The organism is Frankia sp. CeTa3Moorea, from assembly GCF_978021225.1.
On record NZ_CDXDOR010000247.1, the window covers coordinates 1 to 4,672 of the forward strand.

A 4,672-nucleotide genomic window follows, 5' to 3' on the forward strand; every position below is an offset into this window, starting at 1 on the left:
AGAGCGCAGGCCGGGCCGGGGCCGGCGGCCGGTCGGGATCGTCGCTCCACAGGCTCAGATGCACGTGGCCGCCGTTGCCCACGCTGTCGACGAGCACCTTGGGGGCGAACGAGACGCGCAGGCCATGGCGCCTGCTGACGCCGCGCACCGTCTCCTTGACCAGCACGCACGTGTCGGCGGCGCCGAGGGGGTCCTGCGCGGCGACGGACACCTCGAACTGACCGGCCGCGTACTCGGGATGGATCTGCTCGACGACCAGCCCCTCCTCGGTGAGCGCGGTGACCACGTCCCGCAGGTAGTCACCGAGTTCGGCCACCCTGATCATCCCGTACGCCGGCCCGGGAGCGGCCGGGGCGAACTCGTCGGAACCGGTCGGGGAGACGGCCCATTCGACCTCGAACGCCATCATCGCCGTCAGGCCGTGCTCGGCGAGCAGGGCCGTCTGGAGGCGGACGAGTTCCCGGCCGTCCTGCGGGTGCGGTCGGCCGTCCTGGTCACGGCGGTCGGCGGGGGCCCAGGCCCAGCCGGACTGGGCCGCAAGGGGTGTCAGCCGGTCCAGGTCGGGATGCAGCCGCAGATCCCCGACGGGACCCCCGGCGTACCGTCCCGCCGTGATCGAGTCATCGGCGCCGAACACGTCGAACACCGGCGGCACGCCGACGCCCCACACCGCCGCCGCGTCGAGCCGGCCGATCGGCACCCCCTTCATCCGAGTGATGCCACTGTTGTCGACGTAGGTCACCGCAACACAGACGACGCCGCGTACCTCCAGGTTCGTCGCCGCGTGCCGGGCCGCCGCGGCGAGCCGATCACGCCTACGATCCTCTCCGGCGATAATCCGAGGGGCGAACTCGTCCAACGCAGGCTCGTTCATCCTCACCTTCCCCACGGGTCTCCCCTGTCCCCATGGTCGCGCGTACGCCTGCCGGACGCCGGGCGGAGCGCACGGCACGGCGGCGCCTCCCTCTCCCACAATGTTACGGAGAGCGACAAAATTCGGCCGGATCGAAGGAGAAGCCATCTGTTCATAACAAGCGCTCCGAGCGTTGTCCACAGCTGGCGCCGACGCAAGAAGAGATGAAAACACGGCAACATCATCGACTTTCAGAACGACTGTCCCCAGGGAGCCAGGAGTAATCCACAAGTTATCCACAGGGCCGCTGTGGACCTGAGGATGACCGAGTGTGTCCAGTACGGTCAGGCATGACCCCACCTTCCAGGGGGGATCATCGATGGGTGGGCCGCCCGGTGGAACCGTTCGTCGATCACGAGCTCGTCGACCACCACTGCCATGGTCTGGTCGGCCGCGATCTGACTCGCCCGGAATTCGAAAGCATGATCACCGAGGCGGAACACCCCGGACCACCGGGGACGACGCTGTTCGACAGCCAGATCGGCTTCGCCCTGCGGCGCTGGTGCGCGCCGGTGCTCGACCTACCGGCGCATGCCGCGCCGGAAGACTACCTCGAACGCCGGGCGGAGCTTGGCCACGCCGAGGTGCACCGGCGGCTGCTGCGTGCCTGCGGGATCACCACGTTCTGCGTCGACGCCGGATTTCAACCGGAGCCGCTGACCAGCGCCGCGGAGCTGGCCGAGCTCGCCAGCGGACGCGGCGTGGACGTGGTGCGGTTGGAGCGGGTCGCCGAGCAGGTCGCGGTCGACGTCATCACCGGGCAGATCGGCATGACCCACCTCGCCGACACCGTGCGGGCCCGGCTCGAGTCCGCCCGCCCCACCATGGTCGCGGTGAAGTCGGTCGCGGCCTACCGCGGCGGCCTGGAGCTGCCCGCACAGCGACCGACCGACCGCGAGGTCGCCGCCGCCGCCCGCGGCTGGATCCACGAGATCCGCGCCGGCGCCCCGATCCGGCTGACCGACCCCACCCTGCACGCCTTCCTCATCTGGTGCGGGGTCGACGCGCGGCTACCCATCCAGATCCACGTCGGGTACGGGGACTGCGACATCGACCTGCGCCGGGGCAACCCACTGCTGCTCACCGGCCTGCTGCGGGCGATAGCACCGACCGAGGTCAGTGTGCTGCTGCTGCACTGCTACCCGTTCCACCGGGAGGCCGGCTACCTAGCCCAAGTGTTCCCGAATGTCTACCTCGACCTCGGGCTCGCCATTCACAACTGCGGCCGCGGCTCGGCCGGCCTGCTCACGCAGGCACTCGAACTCGCCCCGTTCGGCAAGTTCCTCTTCTCCACCGACGCCTTCGCGCTCGGCGAGCTGTACCTGCTCGGGGCCGTCCTGTTCCGGCGTGGGTTGTCGGCGTTCCTCGCGGCGGGAGTCGCCGACGACGCCTGGACCGCGGCCGACGCCGAGCGGGTCGCCCGGCTCATCTGCGCGGACAACGCCCGCCGCGTCTACAACCTGCCCTGACCAACGACCTGCCCTGACCAGCACTGGCGGCTCGGCGGTCAGCCGGCGGCGGCCGGCGGGCAGAGGCAGAACGGGTGACCGACCGGGTCGAGAAGCACCCGCCACCGGTCCCCACCCGGCTGGAACTCGGCCTGCCTCGCGCCGAGGCCTTCCGCCAGGGCGATGGCGGCGTCCAGGCCGGCGACCCGGAAATCCAGGTGGAACTGCTGCGGGGCGTCCTGGTCCGGCCAGCGCGGCGGCTGGTAGCCCGCCACCCGCTGGAAACCGATCATGATCTCGGTCCCCGGTGGGGTGAGGTACGCCCAGGACCCCTCGTCGTCGGCGCCGGCGACGCCCCACCCGGTCAACGTGCCGTAGAAGGTCGCGAGCTCCTTCGCGTCCGGGCAGTCGAGCATCAGCCCGGCCCAGGTCGCCGCCACGTCACTCGCGGAGCCAGCACTTGCGGACCCAGTCGCCGCACCGGTAGCGGCCGCGCCCCCGGCCATCTCCACACCCATCTCCCGAGCCGGGTCCGTTCCCGCCATGGCGATCTCCTTCGCGTTCCGGTGTCGATGCGTCGGATCCCATCCTCGAAGCCATACCTGACTTCTCCTGGCAGGTATGGCCCGGGGAGAATCGGGCATGCGTGCCGGCCGGCTCCTCTCCGTCCTGCTGCTGTTGCAGACCCGTGGGCGGCTCACGGCGCGTGAGATCGCCGACGAACTCGAGGTCTCCGTGCGGACGGTCTACCGGGATCTGGAGTCCCTCGCCGAGGCCGGGGTCCCGGTGCTGGCGGACCGCGGTGCCACCGGCGGGTACCGGCTGCTCGACGGCTACCGCACCCGGCTGACCGGGTTGACCTCCGGCGAGGCCGACTCCCTGTTCCTCGCCGGCATGCCGGCGGCCGCCGGCGAGCTGGGGCTCGGCACGATGCTCGCGGCGGCGGAACTGAAGCTGATGGCGGCGCTGCCCGAGCAGCTGCGCGAACGGGCCGGCCGGGTGCGGGAGCGCTTCCATCTCGACGCGCCCGGCTGGTTCCGGGCCACCGAGGACACGCCGCTGCTGACCGAGGTGGCAGCGGCGGTGTGGGAGCAGCGCCGCGTCCGGGTCACCTACCGGCGTTGGCGGGCCCCCCGCGAGATCATCCGGCACCTCGAACCGCTCGGCGTGGTCCTCAAAAGCGGCACCTGGTACCTGGTCGCCAACGTCGCACACGGCACCCAGGGCGTAGGCCTGGCCGAGGACGCTGGCAGCAGCCGCGACCCTGACGGCACCCGAGCCGCGGGCGCCACCGAGAGTGCGGACGGCAGCGGAGGCGCGGAACCGGCGGGCGGGCCGGCCACCCTGCCCCGGGTGTACCGGGTCGCGAAGATCCTCAGCCTCGAGACGACCACCAAGACGTTCGAACGGCCGCATGGCTTCGACCTCGGCGCCTACTGGGCCGGCTGGACGGCCCGCTACGAATCCGAGGTCTACCGGGCACGGGCGACCGTGCGGCTTTCCCCGACCGGCGTGACGATGGCCCCCTTCCGGCTCCCCCCGGCGGTCGCCCGCGCCGTCCGGGAAACGGCGAGCGCACCGGAGGAGGACGGCTGGGTACGCGCGGTGGTGCCGATCGAGTCCGTCCGGCACGCCGAGCGCGAGCTGCTCGTACTCGGCCCGGATCTGGAGGTGCTCCACCCCCCGGAGCTACGCGAGGCGATGACGCGCGCCGCGGGCGCGCTCGCCGCGCTGTACGGCGCACCGGCGCCGGGCAACGGCGGAAGTCGCAGGCCCGTCGCCGGGAACCACAACCTGCCGGCGCCCTGACTGCCGGCGCCCTGACTGCCGGGAGCCTGACGCCTCCGGACGCCACGTGGCGCCTCGGCGCTTCGTCTGAATCACTGGGATAACGCCGGCACCAGGCTGCCAACCTTTACGGACGGTGGATGCCCACGCCCCTTGATCAGCGTCCATCGAGGAAGCGCTGAGCGGGACGAAGCAGCGGCTTCGACGGTCGCCAACGCCCCAGAGGGGGCTGAATCCAAGCCCGCGCGACCCGGAAGATCAACTGATCATGGTCACGACCAGAACAATGATCATATTTGGCCCTCGTCCAGACTCCGCGTGCATCTCTGAACCTAGGACATGGAGCCACTGGTCACCGACGGTTCCGAACAGCGCATCTTCCACTCGAAGATCCTTCCAGATGCGTCGTATAGGTGATGCCAACCCCTGCCATTCATGGAGCACGTAGACTTCTGGCGTGGTCAGAGGAAGCTACGACGTGGTGATCGTGGGCGCGGGCCCGGCTGGGAGCGTGGCCCAGGGC

4 protein-coding genes are annotated in these 4,672 nt (G+C 70.9%); 2 read left to right on the top strand and 2 right to left on the bottom strand.

The annotated features are described in order from the left end of the window. Nucleotides 1-874 (bottom strand): type I glutamate--ammonia ligase (locus AC08OV_RS23635; RefSeq protein WP_476620342.1); only part of this gene is annotated, 874 nt, incomplete at its 3' end. Nucleotides 875-1,236: 362 nt separating this feature from the next. Between AC08OV_RS23635 and AC08OV_RS23640 the strand changes: the two genes are divergently transcribed. Next, on the top strand, nucleotides 1,237-2,382 hold the full coding sequence (locus tag AC08OV_RS23640; RefSeq protein WP_476615767.1) for an amidohydrolase family protein: 1,146 nt from the start codon (nucleotides 1,237-1,239) through the stop codon (nucleotides 2,380-2,382). A gap of 38 nt (nucleotides 2,383-2,420) precedes the next feature. Here AC08OV_RS23640 and AC08OV_RS23645 read toward each other — a convergent pair whose 3' ends face one another. Next, nucleotides 2,421-2,906, bottom strand: a complete 486-nt coding sequence (locus tag AC08OV_RS23645; RefSeq protein ID WP_476615768.1) for a VOC family protein — start codon at nucleotides 2,904-2,906, stop codon at nucleotides 2,421-2,423. Between the two features lie 97 nt (nucleotides 2,907-3,003). Between AC08OV_RS23645 and AC08OV_RS23650 the strand changes: the two genes are divergently transcribed. Continuing rightward, nucleotides 3,004-4,170 carry a helix-turn-helix transcriptional regulator gene (locus tag AC08OV_RS23650; protein WP_476615769.1) on the top strand — a complete coding sequence of 389 codons (1,167 nt, stop codon included), beginning with the start codon at nucleotides 3,004-3,006 and terminating at the stop codon, nucleotides 4,168-4,170. Nucleotides 4,171-4,672 lie beyond the last annotated feature (502 nt).

Bases quoted from the DNA above. Each gene is read 5' to 3' on its own strand.
- AC08OV_RS23645 (WP_476615768.1), bottom strand. From the start codon at position 2,906: ATGGCGGGAACGGACCCGGCTCGGGAGATGGGTGTGGAGATGGCCGGG.
- AC08OV_RS23650 (WP_476615769.1), top strand. From the start codon at position 3,004: ATGCGTGCCGGCCGGCTCCTCTCCGTCCTGCTGCTGTTGCAGACCCGT.